This window comes from Nocardia neocaledoniensis (assembly GCF_003182135.1).
Lineage (GTDB): Bacteria > Actinomycetota > Actinomycetes > Mycobacteriales > Mycobacteriaceae > Nocardia > Nocardia neocaledoniensis.
Genome location: NZ_QGTL01000010.1, coordinates 29,708 through 47,108, shown reverse-complemented (window position 1 = coordinate 47,108; position 17,401 = coordinate 29,708). Strand labels below are relative to the sequence as shown.

General features: G+C 71.0%; 18 protein-coding genes. 7 read left to right on the top strand and 11 right to left on the bottom strand.

Annotated elements, in window-relative coordinates; all coding sequences use genetic code 11:
- Window position 1: 1 nt before the first annotated feature.
- Genes nuoN through DFR69_RS24125 form a run of 3 tightly spaced genes read left to right on the top strand, consistent with a single transcriptional unit; the run spans window position 2 to window position 3,011 of the window.
- Window positions 2–1,609: an NADH-quinone oxidoreductase subunit NuoN gene (gene nuoN / locus DFR69_RS24135; protein WP_261774360.1), complete on the top strand. Its 1,608-nt coding sequence runs from the start codon at window positions 2–4 to the stop codon at window positions 1,607–1,609.
- A 1-nt stretch (window position 1,610) separates the two neighbouring features.
- Entirely contained in the window at window positions 1,611–2,255 is a 645-nt protein-coding gene (locus DFR69_RS24130; RefSeq protein ID WP_110039911.1) for a class I SAM-dependent methyltransferase, read from the top strand.
- 12 nt (window positions 2,256–2,267) lie between these two features.
- Window positions 2,268–3,011, top strand: coding sequence for a VWA domain-containing protein (locus tag DFR69_RS24125; protein ID WP_146229413.1), 744 nt, complete (start codon window positions 2,268–2,270; stop codon window positions 3,009–3,011).
- 41 nt (window positions 3,012–3,052) lie between these two features.
- On the opposite strand, the gene DFR69_RS24120 is transcribed toward DFR69_RS24125, so the two are convergent.
- On the bottom strand, window positions 3,053–3,631 hold the full coding sequence (locus DFR69_RS24120) for a TetR/AcrR family transcriptional regulator (RefSeq protein WP_110039909.1): 579 nt from the start codon (window positions 3,629–3,631) through the stop codon (window positions 3,053–3,055).
- Between the two features lie 51 nt (window positions 3,632–3,682).
- Here DFR69_RS24120 and DFR69_RS24115 point away from each other — a divergent pair, with 51 nt between their 5' ends.
- Entirely contained in the window at window positions 3,683–4,537 is an 855-nt protein-coding gene (locus DFR69_RS24115; protein ID WP_110040087.1) for a phytanoyl-CoA dioxygenase family protein, read from the top strand.
- Between the two features lie 9 nt (window positions 4,538–4,546).
- Here the strand turns inward: DFR69_RS24115 and DFR69_RS24110 are convergent, their stop codons facing one another.
- Window positions 4,547–5,203, bottom strand: coding sequence for a molybdopterin-dependent oxidoreductase (locus DFR69_RS24110; protein ID WP_110039908.1), 657 nt, complete (start codon window positions 5,201–5,203; stop codon window positions 4,547–4,549).
- Window positions 5,200–5,628 (bottom strand): PaaI family thioesterase, encoded by a 429-nt coding sequence (locus DFR69_RS24105; RefSeq protein ID WP_110040086.1) that lies wholly within the window; start codon window positions 5,626–5,628, stop codon window positions 5,200–5,202. Before DFR69_RS24105 ends, DFR69_RS24110 begins: the two co-directional genes overlap by 4 nt.
- Before the next feature lie 60 nt (window positions 5,629–5,688).
- On the opposite strand from DFR69_RS24105, the gene DFR69_RS24100 reads away from it, so the two are divergent.
- Window positions 5,689–6,318, top strand: a complete 630-nt coding sequence (locus tag DFR69_RS24100) for a TetR/AcrR family transcriptional regulator (protein WP_110039907.1) — start codon at window positions 5,689–5,691, stop codon at window positions 6,316–6,318.
- Between the two features lie 36 nt (window positions 6,319–6,354).
- On the opposite strand, the gene DFR69_RS24095 is transcribed toward DFR69_RS24100, so the two are convergent.
- The 3 genes from DFR69_RS24095 to DFR69_RS24085 all read right to left on the bottom strand — a co-directional run bounded on the left by DFR69_RS24095 (window position 6,355) and on the right by DFR69_RS24085 (window position 8,331).
- The gene (locus tag DFR69_RS24095) at window positions 6,355–6,678 is read right to left on the bottom strand and encodes a hypothetical protein (RefSeq protein WP_146229412.1); all 324 of its coding nucleotides are present in this window, start codon (window positions 6,676–6,678) and stop codon (window positions 6,355–6,357) included.
- Window positions 6,679–6,805: 127 nt separating this feature from the next.
- Window positions 6,806–7,675, bottom strand: coding sequence for an alpha/beta fold hydrolase (locus tag DFR69_RS24090; protein ID WP_110039905.1), 870 nt, complete (start codon window positions 7,673–7,675; stop codon window positions 6,806–6,808).
- The gene (locus DFR69_RS24085) at window positions 7,672–8,331 is read right to left on the bottom strand and encodes a TetR/AcrR family transcriptional regulator (RefSeq protein ID WP_110040085.1); all 660 of its coding nucleotides are present in this window, start codon (window positions 8,329–8,331) and stop codon (window positions 7,672–7,674) included. Before DFR69_RS24085 ends, DFR69_RS24090 begins: the two co-directional genes overlap by 4 nt.
- Before the next feature lie 81 nt (window positions 8,332–8,412).
- Here DFR69_RS24085 and DFR69_RS24080 point away from each other — a divergent pair, with 81 nt between their 5' ends.
- Window positions 8,413–9,402, top strand: a complete 990-nt coding sequence (locus DFR69_RS24080; protein WP_110039904.1) for an SDR family oxidoreductase — start codon at window positions 8,413–8,415, stop codon at window positions 9,400–9,402.
- A 16-nt stretch (window positions 9,403–9,418) separates the two neighbouring features.
- On the opposite strand, the gene DFR69_RS24075 is transcribed toward DFR69_RS24080, so the two are convergent.
- The 5 genes from DFR69_RS24075 to DFR69_RS24055 all read right to left on the bottom strand — a co-directional run bounded on the left by DFR69_RS24075 (window position 9,419) and on the right by DFR69_RS24055 (window position 16,352).
- Window positions 9,419–10,246, bottom strand: coding sequence for an alpha/beta fold hydrolase (locus DFR69_RS24075; protein ID WP_110039903.1), 828 nt, complete (start codon window positions 10,244–10,246; stop codon window positions 9,419–9,421).
- Between the two features lie 132 nt (window positions 10,247–10,378).
- Window positions 10,379–11,806, bottom strand: coding sequence for a three-helix bundle dimerization domain-containing protein (locus tag DFR69_RS24070; RefSeq protein WP_244198432.1), 1,428 nt, complete (start codon window positions 11,804–11,806; stop codon window positions 10,379–10,381).
- Between the two features lie 219 nt (window positions 11,807–12,025).
- Complete coding sequence (locus DFR69_RS24065; protein ID WP_110039901.1) at window positions 12,026–12,631, bottom strand: HdeD family acid-resistance protein; 606 nt, start codon at window positions 12,629–12,631, stop codon at window positions 12,026–12,028.
- A 61-nt stretch (window positions 12,632–12,692) separates the two neighbouring features.
- Window positions 12,693–15,092: an ATP-binding cassette domain-containing protein gene (locus DFR69_RS24060; protein ID WP_244198431.1), complete on the bottom strand. Its 2,400-nt coding sequence runs from the start codon at window positions 15,090–15,092 to the stop codon at window positions 12,693–12,695.
- 57 nt (window positions 15,093–15,149) lie between these two features.
- Complete coding sequence (locus DFR69_RS24055; protein WP_110039900.1) at window positions 15,150–16,352, bottom strand: GNAT family N-acetyltransferase; 1,203 nt, start codon at window positions 16,350–16,352, stop codon at window positions 15,150–15,152.
- A 152-nt stretch (window positions 16,353–16,504) separates the two neighbouring features.
- Here DFR69_RS24055 and DFR69_RS24050 point away from each other — a divergent pair, with 152 nt between their 5' ends.
- Window positions 16,505–17,380: an SDR family NAD(P)-dependent oxidoreductase gene (locus tag DFR69_RS24050; protein ID WP_110039899.1), complete on the top strand. Its 876-nt coding sequence runs from the start codon at window positions 16,505–16,507 to the stop codon at window positions 17,378–17,380.
- Window positions 17,381–17,401 lie beyond the last annotated feature (21 nt).

Sequence of the window (17,401 nt, the reverse complement as noted above, 5' to 3'; positions counted from 1 at the left end):
CGTGATCATCAACGAGCTCGCGGCCACCCTGCCCGCGCCGAGCATCGAATACCACCTGCTCGCCCCGATGTTGATCGTGTTCGCGGTCGGCGTCGTCGGCGTGCTGGTCGAGGCGTTCGTGCCGCGGTCCACGCGCTATCTCACGCAGCTGGTTCTCGGCCTGGCCGGGGTGCTCGCGGCGCTGGTGGCTGTGGTCCTGCTGGCGGGGACCGAGGGTACCGCCGTGGTCGGCGCCGTCGCGATCGACGGGGCGGCGCTGTTCCTGCAGGGCACGATCCTGATCGTCGCGCTGCTGGGTTTGCTGCTCATCGCCGAACGCGGTGCGGTTCCCCGCGCGCGCAGCGGCCCCGGCACCTGGAGTCGGGCGGCGGCCGTGCTCGACCGCGGTGTCGACGCGTTCACCCCGCAGGCCTCGGCCGTGCCGGGCAGCGCGCACGAACTGGCGGCGGTGCGCTCGGGGGTGTCGACCACCGAGGTGTTCCCGCTGACCATGCTCGCGCTCGGTGGGCTGCTGCTGTTCCCCGCCGCGAACGATCTGCTGACGCTGTTCGTCGCGCTCGAGGTGCTGTCGCTGCCGCTGTATCTGCTGTGTGGCCTGGCCCGCCGCCGGCGGCTGCTCTCGCAGGAGGCGGCGCTCAAGTACTTCCTGCTCGGCGCGTTCTCCTCGGCGTTCTTCCTCTACGGGGTGGCGCTGCTGTACGGGCAGACCGGCACCGTGTCGCTGCCGGGAATCGGTGCGGCACTGGACAAGCAGCCCGAGAACGCGACCCTCGCGCTGCTCGGCATCGCGATGCTCGCGGTCGGGTTGCTGTTCAAGATCGGCGCCGCGCCTTTCCAGGCGTGGGTGCCCGACGTGTACCAGGGTGCGCCGACCCCGATCACGGCGTTCATGTCGGCGGCCACCAAGATCGCCGCGGTCGGCGCGACCCTGCGTGTGCTCATGGTCGGGGTCGACGCGCTGCGCGACGACTGGCGGCCGGTGCTCGCCGCCGTCGCGGTCGCCACGATGGTGGTCGGCGCGGTCATGGCGATCACCCAGACCGATGTGAAGCGGATGCTGGCGTATTCCTCCATCGCCCATGCCGGGTTCCTGCTCGTCGGCCTGGTCGCCGCCGACGACGCCGGGGTCGCGGCGGTGCTGTTCTATCTGCTGGCCTACGGGCTCGGCACGGTCGGCGCGTTCGCGGTCGTCACCCTGGTGCGCGATTCCTCGGGCGACGAAGCGACCGCGCTGTCGCGATGGGCCGGGCTCGGGCGCCGATCCCCGTGGCTGGCCTCGGTGTTCGCGCTGCTGCTGCTCTCCTTCGCCGGTCTGCCGTTGACGAGTGGGTTCGTCAGCAAGTTCGCGGTGTTCGCCGCCGCGTCGGGCGCCGGATACACGCCGCTGGTCATCGTCGGCGTGGTGTGCAGCGCGATCGCCGCGTTCTTCTACGTGCGGGTGATCGTGCTGATGTTCTTCACCGATCCCCCGGCCGACGCCCCGACCGTGACCGCGCCGTTCGCGACGACCCTGGTGGTGGCGTTCACCGCGGGCGCCACCGTGCTGCTGGGTCTGTTCCCGCAGCCGGTCCTCGACCTGGCCGAGAACGCGGCCACCTTCCTGCACTGACATGCCCGCCGGCGAAGCACCCCGCGGGCGCCCACCGACGAGCCACGAACGGCAGTCCGGGCAGCCCTGGGATGCCTCCTACCGGGACGGGCCCGCGCCGTGGGACATCGACGAGCCCCAACCGGCCGTCGTGCGTTTGGCGGAGGCCGAGGCGTTCGCGGGCCCCGTCCTCGATGCCGGATGCGGGACCGGCGACAACGGGCTCTATCTCGCCGCGCGCGGATTGCCGGTGGTCGGGATCGACGTGGCCGAGACCGCGGTGGCCATCGCGAACCGCCGTGCCGCCGACCACGGCCTCGACGCCACCTTCACCGTCGGCGACGCGCTCGACCTCCGGCCACTGGGGCGGCAGTTCCGAACGGTGCTGGACTGCGGCCTGTTCCACACGTTCGACGCCACCGAACGCCGGGTGTACGTGGCGAGTCTGGCCGGAGTGGTCGAGCCAGGCGCGACGGTCCACATCCTGTGTTTCAGCGACGTCGGCCCCGCCCCGGGGCCGCATCCGGTGAGCCGCGCGGAGTTGGCGCAACCGTTCGCCTCCGACGCGCGCTGGCAGGTCGTGGCGATCGAACCCGAAACTCTGCGTACACGATTCAGCGACGCCTCCCCCGCGTGGTCGGCCACCGTCCGGCGTGCACGCGGCTGATAGCCTGACCGGGTGCCACGACGCCCCAGGACACGCGCCGCCGCCGCGGCGTTCCTGGCAGCCCTCGCACTCGTCGGGACAGGCTGTGCCCGAACGGTTTCCGGGTCGGCGCAACCGGCCACAGACTCCGCGCTGTGCGCCACCGCGGTGGTGTTCGTGCTCGACGTGTCGCTGTCGATGGAAGCCACCGATGTCGCGCCGAACCGGCTCCTCGTCGCGCAGCGGGCCGCGAAGGAATACGCCGTCGGGCTCGGTCCGGAGGTGCAGCTCGGGCTGATCACCTTCGCGGGAACCGCTCAGGTCCAGGTGCATCCGACCACCGATCGCGCGCCGTTCCTCGCCGCGGTGGACGCGGTCGAACTGGCAGAGCGCACCGCCACCGGCGAAGCTCTCTTCTCCGCGCTCGCGACCCTCGCCACGCTCGACACTCTCGCCGGTGTCGACGGCCGACGCCGGATCATCCTGATCTCTGACGGCAAGCAGACCGTGCCCGTCGAACTCGATGCCCCGCGCGGCGCCTACACCGCGGCCGATGCGGCGCGGAGCGCGAACGTCGCTGTCTCGACGATCTCGCTGGGTACCGCACTCGGCGTGGTCGACATCCCGAACGTCACCGGTCCCGCGCACCGGGTCCAGGTGCCCGCCGACCCCGACTCGCTCCGCGAGATCGCGCAGCGCTCCGGTGGCGACTTCTGGTCCGCGACAACGCAACCCGCGCTCTCGGCGGCCCTGTCGGCGATGACCTGCCACCGCTGATCCGAACGGTTGCCACCTACGCGACGATCTCGGGGCACAGTTCAGAGGAGTCCGAGCGCGCCGGCCGTCAGCTGCCACAGGCGTTCGCTGACCCGATCCACGTCGGGGCGCGGGGAGAGACGAAGCTGCTGCACGATGCCGTGGCGCAGGCCGCCGATGACGAAGGCTCCGGCGCTGTCGGCGTCGAGGTCGGCGGGGATCTCGCCCGTGCGCTGACCGGCCCGGATGTTCTCGGCGGCGTCATCGCTCATGGTCTGGATGTAGATGGTCTCCAGATCGGCGAGCTGAGGGTCCGCGGCGACCCGGTTGAGCAGGATCGGCGCCAGCGGATCGGTGAAATGGTAGGTGACGAACAGCTGGGTGCGCGCGCGCTCGCGCGTGGCCCAGTCGGCCCCCGCGGGCAACTCGGCGTCGGCGACCGCATGCCGCAGCGCCTGGTAGAAGCCGTCGTAGATCGCCGCCAGCAGGCCGTTCTTCGACCCGAAGTGATGGTAGAGCGCACCGGTGCTCAACCCCGCACGCCGGGTGAGAGCGGCGAGTTCGATGACGCCGTTGCCGCGGATCAGGTCCTCGCGGGCGGCGTCGAGAAGTTGTTGACGTCCGATCGGGGCGCGTGCCATAGTCGAACCATAACAGAACTCAGTTATGTTATGGATTCCTGGGAGTGCGGTATGAAGCCCGAAGCATCAACCCTGTCGGATCTGGCCGGTGACCTGGCGGGCACCTACCGCCGCACAGCCAGCGGTGGTGACACCGTCGACCCCGCGATCGCCGAGGCCGACCTGGCGGCCGTCGAACGCGACGGGTATGTGATCCTGCCGGATCTACTGACTCCCCAGGAGCTCGACCGCATCCGATCCGAAGTCTCGCCGCTGCTGGACCGGACCGGCCGCAACGGATTCGAAGGCCACACCACCCAGCGGGTGTACAGCGTGCTGAACAAGACCCGCAGCTGCGACCGGATCGCCGATCACCCGCGCGTGCTGGCGCTGCTGGACCGGATGTTCCTGCCGAACTACCTGCTGTCGATGCTGCAGGTGATCAACATCCTGCCCGGCGAGCAGCGTCAGATGCTGCACACCGACGACGGCTTCTACCCGTTGCCGCGGCCGCGAAAGGCGCTGGGCGCGGCCACGATCTGGGCAATCGACGACTTCACCGCCGAGAACGGCGCCACCGACATCATCCCCGGCAGCCACCGGCTGGGCCACGGAACGCCGGCCGAGTCCGAACGGGTGCCGGTGGTGATGTCCGCCGGCTCGTGCGTGTTCTTTCCCGGCACCCTGTGGCACGGCGGCGGCGCCAACCGCTCGACGGCTCCACGGCTGGCCGTGACCGCCCAGTACTGCGAGCCGTGGCTGCGGCCGCAGGAGGCGTTCACGCTGTCCACCACCCGCGACACCGTCCGCGCGGTCTCGGAGGACATCCGCCGCATGCTCGGCTACAGCATCCATCCGCCGTTCATCGGTCAGGTCGACGGCATGCACCCCAAGCGCCTGCTCGAACCCGGCGCGCCCCCGCTCTGATCGCCGCCGCTACCGGGCCTCCGCATATCGGCGCCGGACCAGCGGAACCGCCGCGCGCCAGACCGGCCGCCACACCCGGCCCGGCAGGAATCGGCTGCGCTCCTCGCACGCGACACGCCCTCTCGGGTGTGCCATCCAGCCCGCGGGCCCGGGGCGGTAGTCGGCGAGGTAGTCGATGGACGCGACGTGTTTGACGCTCTTGTAGCCATAGTGGGCGGGCGCGATCAGGCGCAACGGGGCTCCGTGGTCGGGGGTGAGCGGCTGCCCGTCGAGCCGATCGGCCAGCAGGACGTCCGCGGCCACCGCGTCGTCGATCCGCAAGCAGCAGTGGAAGCCGTCCAGCCCACGGAATCGCACCCATCGGGCCGAGAACGGTAGCTCGAAGCGGCCGAGGATCCACTCGTGGACGATCCGGAAGGCCACGCCACTCCAGCGCAGATCGACGGCGCTCCAGGTGGTCACGCAATGCAGATCGCTGACCTGCGTTGCGCGATGGTTCGTCAGCAACTCCGCGACGGGCACCTCGTCCGGCCCGTGCTCGCCGACGAGGACCAGGCGCGGCTCGGCCGGAAGCATCGGCCGACGCGGCGCGAACGCCGGCAAACCGAAGCGCCGCAGCTCGTCTGCCGACTGCCCCGGCGGTAGCCGGTGTTCGCGCACGGTCATGCCGGAGTCTTCGGTTCGGCCAGCCGGGCGGTGCCGGTGGCCAGCGCGCACAGTGTCGCGGTTCCGTCCGCGCCGACGACCTCGATGCGGGCGCTGCACAACGCCTGACGGCGGTCCCCGTGGTCGACGACCGCGGTGGTGCGCAGCGTGCCATGTCGCGCGGCGTGCAGGTATTTGACCGTCACCTCCGTGGTCAGGATGCTCGCGCCGAGCACGGTGCCCGCCGCGAAGGTGAGCGCGTTGTCGGCGCAGTAGGCCAGCACGCCGCCGTGGACCAGTCCGAACTGTTGCCGGTGCCGATCGGCGATGTCGAGTTCGAGCACGGCTTCGCCGTCGCCGAACGCGACGAGTCGCGCGCCCACCATGTCGTTGAACGGCTGAGCCGCCAGCACGCGCTGCGCGGTGTCCAGTTCGATCACCGTCATCGATTCCACCTTTCTAGAGACTTCTCCCTAAAACGAAAGTAGAGCATAATCTCCAGAACTATGGGAAGAACTGCCACGCATTCCGTCGAAGCGCTCCTGGCCGCCGCGGCCGGCCTGTTCGCCTCCGGCGGGGCGCGGGCGCTCACCATGAGCGCGGTGGCTCGCACCGCCGGAGCGCCGAGCGGGTCTGTCTACCACCGGTTTCCCGATCGTCCGGCGCTGCTGGCGGCCGTCTGGGTGCACACGGTGCGGAAATTCCAGGACGAGTACCTGCGGGAGCTCGGTGCGCGACCCACCGCGGACGATGCCGTCCGCGCCGCGGAGTGGATCGTGGATTGGTGCCGCGCGAATCCGGCGTCGGCGGCCGTGCTCCAGGCGGGCGTGCACGCCTTCGAACCCGAGTCCTGGTCGGCGGCGTCGACGAGCACGTTCGAAGCTGTGCGGGAACAGCAGGCGCGCGAAATCAAGGCCCTGGTCGAGACGATCGCCACGCAGACCGGCCTGCCCGCGAATCAGGCGCAGTTCGCCCTGTTCGACCTGCCGCTCGCGGTGGTGCGGCCCTATCTGATCGCCGGGCGGATGCCGCCACCGAAGGCGCGCACCCTCGTGCGAGAGCTCGCCGCCAGGATCCTGGGCGTCACGGAGCCCGGCCGCTCATCGACCGCCGCGGACACCGGCCGCGCCCACTGAAAGCGAGCCACGGCGGCGGGTAGGACCCTGGTCGGGTCAGGGGCGTTCGGTGGGGATCTCGCCGTACAGTTGCCGCGCGCGGGTGGTCAGCAGGGGCAGCAGGATGGTGCGCCAGGTCGCCGGGTGTACCCGGCGACCCTCGATGTCGACCACGCTCGGTGCCGCGGGATCCTCGGCGTCCACGCCGGTCAGTCGGGTGAACTCCTGCCGCAGAACCCGCGCGAACTCGGTGGCGTCCTCGGGGACCGGCAGCGCGCACACCCTGTCCCGCAACGCATCCCACGCGTGGGGGTCGCCGTCCGCGCCCCACTGTTTGGGTCGCCGATCGAACAGTCGCGCTATCTCGGATCTCGCTGGCATTCGCCGGATCCTACCGAGCGCCCACCGGGGCCGCCCCGCCGTACAGCCTGCTCTGTCTGCGCCCAGGGGTGATGCCGGCGCCGACCCCACACGGCACCGGCATCACTCGTGGCGGCTCGACACGGGATCAGGCGTTGCCGTCGAGGACACCGTGCAGGACGCGGGCGAAGGCCTCGGGCTCACCCGGGTAGCCGGATTCGGGTCCGGTGAAGCCGCCGTGGTGGCTGGGAAACAGGACCGGCTCGTGTCCGAGCTGGGCGGCGATCGCCGTGGAGGTGCGTTCGGTGACCGTCCCTCTCGACTCCTCCCCGAATCCCAGGACGATCCGGGTCGGCGCGCCGGTGAGCGCGGCGATGTCGGCACGGTAGGCCAGGACGGGGCGCGACCGCTCCGACAGCAGCGGGTCGTCGCGGGAACCGTCGTCTTCCACGGGCAGACCGAACATCGCGGGGTCCGCGGGGGGCGCGGCGAAGTAGTCGTCGGTGAATACGCCCTCCCAGGAGGTCATCGCGATGAACGCCGCCATGCCTGCGCCGAAACCCTTCGCCGCGTAGGCGGCACGGTAGCCGTCGGCCGCGCGGGCGGCAGCGTCGGCGTCGGGCAGGGCGGTGAGCAGTGGCGGTTCGTGCGCGACCAGGGTCGTCGCGTCCGCGGGATGGGCGGTGACGAGCGCGAGCGCGACGATCGCGCCGCCGCTGCTGGCGAAGAGCTCGACCGGGCCGGCGCCGAGCGCCTCGATGACGGCGTGCACGTCGGCGGCGTGCACGCCGGGGACGTTGTCGACCTCGCCGTCGGTGCGCACGCTGCGGCCCAGACCACGCGGGTCGTAGGTGACCACGGTGCGTTCGGGGAAGTGGGCGGCGAGTGCGGTGAACCCGTCGGCGGCCATCGGGAGACCGGTCATCAGCAGCGGTGGCCGCCCGTCAGCGGTCGGCAGCGGCCCGTGCACGTCGTAGGTGAGCGTCGCGCCGGGGACTTCGAGTTTGTGTGTCGTCATGTCGATTCTGACGTGTCCGGGGCCGAGAACTCATCGGTGCGAGGCCGATCCCGCGCCACGGGTTCAGTGCTGCTCCCCGTCCGCGGTCGCGCCGCCGCGATGATCAGGTCGGTCAGGGCGCCGGTCGCGTCGGCGGCGGTGGTGCCCCGGTTCAGTTCCGCGCCGAGGGTTTCGGCCGCACCGAGCACGGCCACGCAGCGCAACCGCAGGGCGGCGGCGGTGAGACGCGAATGCGGCAGCAAAGTCGTGGCCATCCAGTCGCGGTAGCTGTCGAGCATGTCGCGCTGGATCGCCTGCACGTCGGGGTTGCCCTTCAGGGCAGCCGAAATCGCGTCGAATTCGGGCATGTCGGTGGCGCAGGCGAAGTAGGCGGCGCTCATCACCCGGGCGATCTCGTCGACGGTCGGTTCGGCTTCGCGCACCGCCTGTTCCGCGGCGTGGCGGTGCCGTGCGTCGAGCCCGCGGTAGAGCGCCAGCAGCAGGTCGGGCCGGGTGCCGAAGTGGTCGTAGACGATCGGCCTGCTCACACCCGCGGCTTCGGCGAGGGTCACCAGGGTCAGGCCGTCGGTACCGTGCTCGCGCACCATCGCCAGCGCGGTGTCGAGCAACTGTTCGCGGCGAGCGGCCTTGGACAGCCGGGGTGTTCGCGTGGTCATCATCCTCCCTTGCGTCGGGACTCCAGCTTAGCTACAAAGAGTAGGTTACAAACTGTAGCTTATTCCGGGGAGAGGAAACCCATGGACAACGTCTTGATCCTCGGCGGTACGGGCCAGGCCGGTTCCGACACCGCGGCCCTGCTGCGCCGCTGGCATCCGGCGCTACCGCTGACCATCGCGGGCCGCGACCGGGCCCGCGCACAACGGGTCGCGGACGGACTGGGGAACGCGACCGCCGTGACCATCGATCTGGGCCGCCGCGACCTGGGTCTTCCCTCGGGCGGCGCGTATTCGGCCGTCGTGGCGGCACTCTGGGACGACCGGCTGCACGGTCTCGGCTTCGCCCGCGACCACGGCGTCGCCTACCTGAGCATCTCGAGCGGCCTGCTCGACATCGGTCCCGAGGTCGTGGCGGGCGCCCAATCCGCCCACGCCGCACCGATTCTGGTGGCCAGTCACTTCCTGGCCGGTGTCGCGGTGCTCGCCGCACTGTACGAGGCGCGCGCGTTCGCGCGGGTCGACAGCGTCCGGCTGGGTTTCGTTCTCGACGAAACCGACACCGGTGGGCCGGCCGGTATCGCCGATCTCGAGCGATGGACCGAGGTCACCTCGGCGGGTCTGATCCGCGCCGACGGTGTGTTCCGGTGGCTCGCGGCAGAGGACGCGCGGGCCGTGGTCCCCGCCTCGGACGGCACCGGCCTCGACGGCCAGAGCATCCCGGTCCTGGATGTGCCGAGCCTGGCCATGGCGACCGGCGCGGCCGACGTGCGCGCCGATCTGGCCGTCGGCGTCTCACCGGGACGCCGACGAGGCGGACCCGCGTCGATCGAGATCCGGATCGACCTGCGCGGGATCGACGCCACCGGCGCGCCCCTTGGCACGCACCGCTACCTGCTGCACCCGAAGGGGCAACGGCCGTTGACCGCGCTCGGCGTCGCCCTCGGTGTCGAACGGCTGGTCGGCCTGCGGGGCGCCCCGGTGCCACCGGGTACCTACACGCCGGAGGCGCTGATCGACCCCGCCTATGCCGCGCGGCGGATGACGGAGGTGGGAGCGGTGTTCGCCGCCTGATCCGCCGCAGCACGGCTCACGGTGCGTCCAGCACTTCCTGCAGGTGCGCGGCGAACGCGGCGGGAGCGGCGACGAAGCCGGTGTGGTCGCCGGGGAACAGTACGGGTTCGACGCCGAGGGCCAGGGCCAGTTCCCGTGCGGTGCGGTCACAGAACTGACCGGCCGACTCGGCGCCGATGCCGACGATGACCCGCGTGGGGACCTCCCGCAGCAGGGGCGGGTCGGGGACCCATCCGGTGGTGGCCTGCAGTTCGTGCGCGAACCAGTAGTCCTCGCTGGCGGCGCGGCGCGGCTCACGGTCGCCACCGAACTGCTCGATCAGCACCGGCTCGGGGATCGCGATGTCGGCCTGCGCGAAGAACTTCCGCCACGCGCCGACGGTGTCGCCGAGGGCGTGGGTGGCGACGACGTCGGCGGTGCGGGCGCGCTGCGCGTCGGCGTCGGGCAGCAGTTCGCGCAGCGGCGGCTCATGCGCGACGACGGTGGTGACCAGATCCGGGTTGGTCTGTGCCAGCGCCAGCGCGCCGACCGCACCGCCGCTCGAGCCGAACACCACCGCGGGACCCGCGCCGAGGTGGGTGATGAGCCGGGCGAGGTCGTCGGCCCTGGCGAGGACCGTCGAATCCTGGCGCGGATCGTCGAGGGGGCTGGCGAAGTGGCCGCGTGGATCGGTGGTGAGCACGGTGTTGGTGGCGGCGAGCTGCTCGGCCAGCGGCGCGAACGCGGCGGCGCTCATCGGCGCGCCGACGAGCACGAGCAGCGGGCCCGTCCCCCGCACCTCGTAGTACAGACGGGCATCGGGCACCACGAGGGTGCCGGTGGTGACGGCGGAACTGGCGGTCATGAGACTCTCCCGGATCTCGGCTACAGGTAGCACTCATTGAGACGACGGTCCGATCGAGAACTCATCGCTGCGCCCGAAAACTTTTTTGGGCGCAGCGATTCCGCAGGTCAGCAGGCCGCGCGGCGGCGCGGATCAGTTGTAGGAGTTCGCGACTCCGTCGAGGAGGTGTTCGAGGGTGTCGTAGGCGGGCACGTCGACCACGTCGATCAGGTCGGCGGGCACCGGCACATCACGGTCGGCGGCGATCGCGGTGAACTGGGCGTTGTCGCCGGTGCGGAAACCGTGTTCGGCGGCGAGGCGGCGCAGTTCGGCGTTCTCGGTGAGCAGCTTGCCGATCTTGTCGCCGGTGTCGTCGAGCGGGACCAGGGTGTGGCTCGACAGCACCGTCGGGGTCGGGTAGGTCAGCACCATGTCGGGCTTGATCCGGCCCTCGCCCGCGGCCTCGATGAACTGGGCCTCGTAGATGCACACCAGCGGGGTGGGGCCCATGCCGTTGGTCAGGTACTGGGTGAAGGGCCCCTCGCTGCTGGTGTCGGTGTAGCCCTGGGCGAGGAACAGTTTCGACAGCGCAGGCAGCACGTGCTGTTCGGCGGTGGCGCCGCGCACGATGGTGTGGTCGTTGGCGACGTAGCTCGCGATCGACAGGTACATGGCGGCGGAATTGGAGCTGCGCGGATCGGTGGTCGAGACCAGGATGTTCTTGGCCACCGGGTAGGTGGTGTTGCCGGGCAGGTCGTCCCACTGCACGCCGGTGCCGGTGAGCTCGAGGTAGCGGTTCATGTCGAACGTGGCGACCGGGCCCGGCTTGATCACGCCCGCCGCGGTGAGCAGGTCGGCGATGGGCCGATAGGTGGCGATCGCGATGGGTGAGGCGAACGGGGTGTACTTGACGGTGATGTTGCGCTGACGCTGGATCCGTTCGGCGGCGGGGCTGCTCGACGGGAACGCGAAGTCGTAGCGGTCGAGGTCGACGGTGGTCGCGATCTGGCGGGACCCGGCAGGTTCCACCTCGACCTGCACCCCGTTCTCGGCGAGGATCCGCACGACCGCCTCGTCGCGGAAGAACGGCACCTTCTCCGACCCGACCACGCCACGCACCACCGTCAGCGGCGCGCCCGCGGGCGCCGCCGCCGGGGTCTCGGCGCCACCGGGGAGCAGGATCACGCCGGCCGCCACCGCGGCGACGACGGTCACCGCGCCGATCGACAGCGGCAGCACACCCCGACGGCTGACCATCCGCTTGGCCACCGACGGCTCCTCCGCCGCATGTGCGGGACCGGTGGTGGACGCGCGCACGACCGTGGTCGTGGGTCCGGGCACCCGGATGGTGGGGTCGGAGTCGGCCAGTTCGGTGCGCACGATCCGTTCGACCAGGATCGGCACGAACTCCCGGATCGGCTTGCCCGCGAACCGATCGTGCGCGGCGCCGACCGCCGAGGTCACCTGATCGGCGGGCACGTTCTCGGAGAGGTCCTCGACCAGACTCTCGGTCATGCGCCGCATGGCCAGCTCTTCTCGCTGGACGGTATCGGCGGATTCGCCGGGGGTAACGCGCGACACCACATTTCTCCTGGGCTCACATCGGGCTGCGGACGCGGCGCGCCGACCGGTCCACCCGTGCGCACGCCGCGGGCCACGCTACCGGCGCGAAGCACAGATACCCCAGCGGTGAACGGCCGGGCACGCAGAGTTCAGCACCCGCTCCACCGCCCGCAACGTGACGTTGTCCGGATGTTCGCGTAAACCTCGAATCCCGCACTGCCCGTGTGGGATTGGCTACTACTGTTCGGTCGCGGCCGAGTCCGGCAGCACGGTCGAGGGCGCTCGGGTCCGGCGCGCGGCGCCCTGCACGCTACGTAGCATCCCACCACTGAGCAGTTCCAGCACGCCGATGACGACCAGCGCACAGCCGGCGACATTGGCCAGCCCGGTGACGGTCTGGAACTTCATCGCGATCACGGTCAGCCCGGCCGCGGTCGTGCACAGGCCACAGACTTCGTGCAGCCAGCTGTCGGCGCGATGCTCGTCCCAGGCCGCGACCAGGGCCTGCACGATGCCACGCACCGCCCAACCGATGCCGATCCACAACGCGAGCAGCTCGATGTTGCCGCCGCTGAACGCCAACACCGCCAACACGACCGTCAACCCCGTACCGGCCAGCACCAGCAGCCGCAGCAACATCGCGATGCGCGCCACCGTCGCCAGGTATCCCTGCACCACGGCGCTGAGCAACAACGCCGTCCCGAACAGCATCGCCAGGGTGGCTTCGTCACGCCCCGGCCACAGCAGGGCGGCGATCCCGAGGACGACCGAGCACCCGCCGGCGATCAGCATCGCCTGCCGGGTTCTGTCACCGTCCGCTGTCCCCTCCCCGTCCACGGGCATGGACCCACGATAGGCCCCCACCGGGCGATAGCCGCAGATTTGCCTTGGCGCGCCGCGCCGGTCATCGCCGCGGCCCCGCCAGCCGCTCGCGCAGATAGCGGGCGGTGACGCTGTCCCGGTCGGCCGCGACCTGGTCCGGGGTCCCACACGCCACGATCCGGCCGCCCCGCGCGCCACCGCCGGGACCCATGTCCAGGACGTGGTCGGCGCGCGCGACGACGGTCATGTCGTGTTCGACCACGACCACCGTCGCCCCGGAGTCGACGAGCGAGTCGAGCTGGGTCAGCAGGACATCGGTGTCGGCCGGATGCAATCCGGTGGTCGGCTCGTCGAGCAGATAGACGGTGTCGGCGCGGCGGGCGCGCTGCAGTTCGGTCGCGAGCTTCACCCGCTGCGCCTCGCCGCCGGACAGTTCGGTCGCCGGCTGACCCAGCCGCAGATACCCGAGGCCGACGTCGGCGAGGGTCCGCAGTGCCCGCGCGACCACCGCGACGTCGGCGAGGAACTCAGCCGCCCGGTCGACGGTCAGGTCGAGCACCTCGGCGATGGTGGTGTCGCGGTAGCGGATCCCGAGGGTCTCCGGGTTGTAGCGGGCGCCGTGACCGTCCGGGCACGGGCTGTAAGTGCTGGGCAGGAACAGCAGTTCCACGGTGAGGTAGCCCTCGCCCTGGCAGGTGGGGCAGCGCCCCTCGGCCACATTGAACGAGAACCGGCCGACGCCGTACCCGCGCGCTCGGGCCGCGTCGGTGTCGGCGAACAGTTTCCGCACGGTGTCGAACAGGCCCGTGTAGGTGGCCAGGTTCGAGCGTGGGGTGCGCCCGATCGGCGCCTGATCGACCTCGACCACCCGCAGGACCCGCGGATCGTCCATCGCCGTCGTCGAGATCGCGTGCAGCAGTGTCGATTTCCCCGAACCCGACACCCCGGTGATGGCGGTGAACACCCCGAGCGGGATGTCGGCGTCCAGGTCCCGCAGGTTGTGGCTGGTGACGCCACGCACGGCGAGGGTGCCGCGCGGAGTGCGTCCGGCGCGCGGCGGCCGGGTGACCTCGCCGAAAAGGTACGGGCGGGTGACCGATTCGGCGACATCGCGCAGCCCCTCGACCTCGCCGCAGTAGAGCACCCGGCCACCGTGCACGCCTGCGCCGGGCCCGATGTCGATCAGCCAGTCGGCGTGGCGCACCACATCGAGGTCGTGTTCCACCAGGAACACACTGTTGCCCGAGTCCTTCAACCTGCCGAGCACCGTGGTCAGTGCGGCGGTGTCGGCGGGATGCAGGCCGGCCGAGGGCTCGTCGAGGATGTAGACCACACCGAACAGTCCCGAGCGCAGCTGCCCGGCCAGCCGGAGTCGTTGCAGCTCACCGCCGGACAGGGTCGGGCTCTCCCGGTCGACACTCAGATAGCCCAGCCCCAGCTCGATCAGCACCTCGATCCGGGAGACCAGATCCTGGGTCAGCACCGCCGCCGCGCCGCTGCCCTCGGTGTGCGGGCGCAGCACCTCGGCCAGTTCGCTGAGCGGCAGTGCGGCCAGCTCGGTGATGTTGCGTCCCGCGAAGGTCACCGCCAGCGCCTCGGGCTTGAGACGGCGCCCGGCACACAGCGGGCAGGTCGCGGTGTGCAGGAACCGCGCCGCCCGCTCGCGGGTCGCCGCGCTCTTGGATTCGGCGTGCGCGCGCAGCAGCAGCCGTGCGGCGCTGGTGTAGGTGCCCTGGTACGGGCGGTGGATCCGATGCGGTTCCCGCTCGGGTTCGACGGTGACCACCGGCTTGTCGTCGGTGAACAGGATCCATTCGCGCGCGGCGGGTGCCAGTTCGCGCCACGGCCGGTCGATGTCGTAGCCCAGCGCGGCCAGGACATCGCGCAGGTTCTTGCCCTGCCACGCGCCCGGCCAGGACGCGATCGCGCCCTCGCGGATGCTCAGCGACGGGTCGGGCACCATCGACGCCTCGGTGGCCTCGTGCACGACGCCCTGCCCGTGACAGCGCGGACAGGCGCCTTCGACCGTATTGGGCGAGAACGCGTCGGAATACAGACGATTCGTCCCGGCCGGATAGTGACCGGGCCCGGTCCTGGCCGGACCGGCGGGATAGTCGCCCTCCCGCGACATCAACAGCCGCAGCGAGTTCGAGATCGCGGTGACCGTGCCGACCGTCGACCGGGAGGACGGCGAGGACCGCCGCTGCGCCAGCGCCACCGTCGGCGGCAGCCCGGTGACATCGTCGACATCGGGCGCCTCGACCTGGTGCAGCAATCGCCGGGCATAGGGGGCGACCGACTCCAGGTAGCGGCGTTGCGACTCGGCGTAGAGGGTGCCGAACGCCAGCGACGACTTGCCCGACCCCGACACCCCGGTGAACGCGACCAGCGCGTTCCTGGGCATGGCGGCGTCGACGTCACACAGATTGTGGACCCGGGCGCCCCGCACCCGAACCAGATGGTCGACCTCGTGCGAATCCACAGCTACCGAGACTACGCGGCCCTGGTCCGCGCCGAAGCCGCCCGGCACCCGGGTCCGCTAGAAGAACCAGCCGAGTTCGGGCGCCCGCTCGGTACTGAACGCGTGGTCGAAGTCGCGCAGCGTACCGGCGTCCTCGACGCGGATCCGGTTCGCCACGGCCAGGCTCTTCGCGCGTTGCGCACCGAAGTAGAGCGCGCCCAGCACCGTCAGGTCGAAGGCCAGTTCCGCCGGTCGCGTGGTCGGTTCGCATTCGGCGATCCCGTCCCGGACCCGCAGCGCGAACGTGCCGCCCGCCGACCGGAACGGGTCGTGCACGGCGAGCACGGTGTCGACATCGCGCTGATAGGTGCGTGCGGTCAGCGCCGCGGGCACGTCCATCACCCGCGCCCACAGGGTGTCGTAGCGTTCGGTGACGCGGGCCGCCCGCGGATCGGCGAGCAGATACGGCAGCGGATCGTCGTCGGCGATCTCGACCTCGACCGTATCGACGAGGTCCATGCCGAGCAGCACCCGCCACAACGCGGCATGCGCGTCGGGCGTCACCGCGTGGATCTCGGAGACGATCGCGACCGAGCGATCGTCCCAGCGGCGCCGGTAGAGGACGTAACCGTCGGCGTGGATCAGCGCGAACAGCGAGGTGGCGCCGCGGCGGTGCCGTTCGACGTCGGCGAACACCAGATCCCAGCGGACGTCGGGGCGCGCCTGCGCACCCGGCACGCTGCGCTGCCACCGCGCGTACACCTCCCGGATGTGGGAGGCGCCCTCGGCGGGCGTCACCATGGTCACGCCACCGGGATCCGGTGTGGTCGGCCGGAATTCGGCCCGCCGCCGATCGATGGAGAGCATGGTCGCCATGATCGCCTGGTCGTAGCCGAAGCGGCCGTAGATCGTGCCCTCGCTGGCGGTGAGGATCGCCAGCGGCAGGCCTTCGGCCTCGGCGCGTTCGTGCTGCGCGGCGTAGAGCTCGCGCAGGATCCCGCGGCGGCGATGGGTCGGCGCGACCGCCACCCCGGAGATGCCGCACGCGCGCACCGTCCGCTCCCCCGGCACCGTGACCGTCATCGTCCGGTCGACGGTGTGCCCGACGATCCGGTCACCGTCGACCGCGACCAGCGACCGGCGCACCGGGAACAGGTCCCGGGCGATCTCCTTCTCGTCCTCCCCGTACCGCATCCCGAACCCGGATTCCTTCAAGCCGATGATCGCGGCCTCGTCCGCGTCCGTCGCCGACCGAACCGTCACGCTCTTCGTCGATGCCATGCCCGTACGATCCCACGGCCCCACCCCGGCGCACACCCCAATTTCGGTCCCGCCCATGTTCCATCCAGCGGGAAGCGGCCTCCAGCGGTGCGGTCCCGGTTGATTCAGTGGACGTGACGCAGGCCACGCCCGAGGCGTGGTTCCGACGAGGGATGGAGTGGACCGTGGGTCTGAGTTCGGATCGAATCGTGGTGGTCACCGGCGCGAGCCGCGGCGCGGGCAAGGGCATCGCGCTGGCGCTCGGCGACACCGGGGCCACGGTGTATGTCACCGGACGCACCCGCACCGAGGGCGACGCGCCCCTGCCCGGCACCGTGTTCGCCACCGCCGACGAGATCAGCCGCCGGGGCGGCACCGGCATCCCCGTGGTGCTCGACCACGGCGACGACAGCCAGGTCGCGGCGTTCTTCGCCGAGCTCGCCGAAAAGCACGGCCGCCTCGACATTCTCGTCAACAACGCCCTCACGATCCCCGACGGCCTCACCGACAAGGGCCCGTTCTGGGAGAAGCCGCTGACGCTGCTCGACCTGCTCGACGTCGGGATGCGCTCGAGCTACGTGTCGAGCTATTACGCGGCGCCGCTGCTGGCCGCCAACGGCTCGGGACTGGTGGTGAACACCTCCTCGTTCGGCGGCGCCTGCTACATGCACGGCCCGGCCTACGGTTCCGGCAAAGCGGCCGTGGACAAGATGGCCCACGACATGGCCGTCGACTTCCGTCCGTACAACGTCGCGGTCGTCTCGATCTGGATGGGTCTGCTCAAGACCGAACGCACCCTCGCCGGGCTGGCCGCCAACCCCGACGCCTACGCCGACCTGACCGCGACCGCCGAATCCCCCGAATTCACCGGCCGGGTCATCGACGCCCTGGCGAAGGATCCGGAACTGATGCGGCGCAGCGGAAAGGTCCTCATCGGCGCCGAGGTGGCCGAGGAACTCGGCGTGAAGGACATCGACGACCGTCAGCCGCCCTCGCATCGCCCGTTCCTCGGTGACCCGCCGGTGTTCTCCGCCGCGGTCATCGACTGAGGCGGCCATGGATTCCACCCA

Coding starts and splice junctions, on each gene's coding strand:
- DFR69_RS24100 (WP_110039907.1), top strand. CDS start 5,689: ATGGGAAGAACTGCCACGCATTCCGTCGAAGCGCTCCTGGCCGCCGCG.
- DFR69_RS24110 (WP_110039908.1), bottom strand. CDS start 5,203: ATGACCGTGCGCGAACACCGGCTACCGCCGGGGCAGTCGGCAGACGAG.
- DFR69_RS24075 (WP_110039903.1), bottom strand. CDS start 10,246: ATGACCGCCAGTTCCGCCGTCACCACCGGCACCCTCGTGGTGCCCGAT.
- DFR69_RS24130 (WP_110039911.1), top strand. CDS start 1,611: ATGCCCGCCGGCGAAGCACCCCGCGGGCGCCCACCGACGAGCCACGAA.
- DFR69_RS24115 (WP_110040087.1), top strand. CDS start 3,683: ATGAAGCCCGAAGCATCAACCCTGTCGGATCTGGCCGGTGACCTGGCG.
- DFR69_RS24050 (WP_110039899.1), top strand. CDS start 16,505: ATGGAGTGGACCGTGGGTCTGAGTTCGGATCGAATCGTGGTGGTCACC.
- DFR69_RS24120 (WP_110039909.1), bottom strand. CDS start 3,631: ATGGCACGCGCCCCGATCGGACGTCAACAACTTCTCGACGCCGCCCGC.
- DFR69_RS24055 (WP_110039900.1), bottom strand. CDS start 16,352: ATGGCATCGACGAAGAGCGTGACGGTTCGGTCGGCGACGGACGCGGAC.
- DFR69_RS24080 (WP_110039904.1), top strand. CDS start 8,413: ATGGACAACGTCTTGATCCTCGGCGGTACGGGCCAGGCCGGTTCCGAC.
- DFR69_RS24065 (WP_110039901.1), bottom strand. CDS start 12,631: ATGCCCGTGGACGGGGAGGGGACAGCGGACGGTGACAGAACCCGGCAG.
- DFR69_RS24085 (WP_110040085.1), bottom strand. CDS start 8,331: ATGACCACGCGAACACCCCGGCTGTCCAAGGCCGCTCGCCGCGAACAG.
- DFR69_RS24090 (WP_110039905.1), bottom strand. CDS start 7,675: ATGACGACACACAAACTCGAAGTCCCCGGCGCGACGCTCACCTACGAC.
- DFR69_RS24095 (WP_146229412.1), bottom strand. CDS start 6,678: ATGCCAGCGAGATCCGAGATAGCGCGACTGTTCGATCGGCGACCCAAA.
- DFR69_RS24105 (WP_110040086.1), bottom strand. CDS start 5,628: ATGACGGTGATCGAACTGGACACCGCGCAGCGCGTGCTGGCGGCTCAG.